The organism is Phormidesmis sp. 146-33, from assembly GCF_052939515.1.
The window spans coordinates 1-1,071 of record NZ_JBJPHU010000294.1; the positions used below are offsets into that span (position 1 = coordinate 1).

A 1,071-nucleotide genomic window follows, 5' to 3' on the forward strand; every position below is an offset into this window, starting at 1 on the left:
TTTAGGGGGCGTTCCTGGATCTAAAAGCGAAGCGAAGCGTTCATCGAACTGACGTTAAATCAACTTTGAAATCATGGCAGTTGAAGAACTTCGCAAGAGTGAAATGATGTCCCATCTAATGGATGCGTTAGACGAAGGACAGGACATTGGACACTATGGACGATTGGTTTTTGCAATGGTGGCTCGTCACTTTATGGAACAAGATGAGCTAATTGAATATTTGCAAAAAGATTCTGATTTTAGTCAGTCAGAAGCAAAGGCGCTCTATCAACAAGTGCAAGGGAAAGATTACAATCCACCGAAGCGCGATCGCATTCTAGAATGGCAGCGCAATCAAGACTTTCCGATTTGCCCCAATGCTGATGATCCTGATGCTTGTAATGTTTATCGAGAGCTTCACTTCCCGGATCATGTGTATGAACACATCTCCAGCTACTACGAGCAAAAAGCGTAGTTTAACTGTGTAGTTCAACCGTCTAGAAGCTTGTCTAGAAATGATGTCTGTAGGGATGAGTTAAGCAACATTCCTACAGACTTTTTTTGCGTTAGAACTGACCAGCCTTTATGGTACTTTTCGCAAAATTCCTTGTAAAACAGCAGTCATCGTACTGAGCGTTTTGTATCCAACCTGATCAAACAAAACGACGACCTTATCGCTTTCGTAGCGCATTACCGTCCCTTCGCCCCAAGATTTGTGAATGACGCGGCTACTAATCTCGTAAGGTTTCAGCCCGTCGTTGTCGGCAGTGATTCCCGCTTTGCAGTTGTCGCATGTTTCGCAGCATTCATCAAACTGTTCGCCAAAGTAGTTTAGTAAGTATCTTCGACGGCAATCTTTGACCTCTGCGTAGCCACGCATCATCTCTAATCGCGATCGCTCCACTTTGGCTTTGCGTTCTTGTGCCCGTAGCACGTCGTTGGCTGCTTTTTCTAAATCTGGCGCTCCGTCTGCTGTAAGAACTTCACCCGTTGGTAAAGACTCGATCGCGCCTGCGGTTTGCAGATGATTGAGGGCGGTTCGGAGTTTGGATTTGGAAAGGTCGGTTAGTTCTTGGAGGGTTTTGGGGTCGA

General features: G+C 45.8%; 2 protein-coding genes. One reads left to right on the forward strand and one right to left on the reverse strand.

Annotated elements, in window-relative coordinates:
* The first annotated feature begins 73 nt into the window (after positions 1-73).
* On the forward strand, positions 74-454 hold the full coding sequence (locus ACJ2PR_RS36065) for a hypothetical protein (protein ID WP_446880665.1): 381 nt from the start codon (positions 74-76) through the stop codon (positions 452-454).
* Between the two features lie 108 nt (positions 455-562).
* On the opposite strand, the gene ACJ2PR_RS36070 is transcribed toward ACJ2PR_RS36065, so the two are convergent.
* Positions 563-1,071: RecQ family zinc-binding domain-containing protein (locus ACJ2PR_RS36070; RefSeq protein ID WP_446880666.1), on the reverse strand; the 509-nt coding region annotated here is incomplete at its 5' end.

Bases quoted from the DNA above. Each gene is read 5' to 3' on its own strand.
- ACJ2PR_RS36065 (WP_446880665.1), top strand. From the start codon at position 74: ATGGCAGTTGAAGAACTTCGCAAGAGTGAAATGATGTCCCATCTAATG.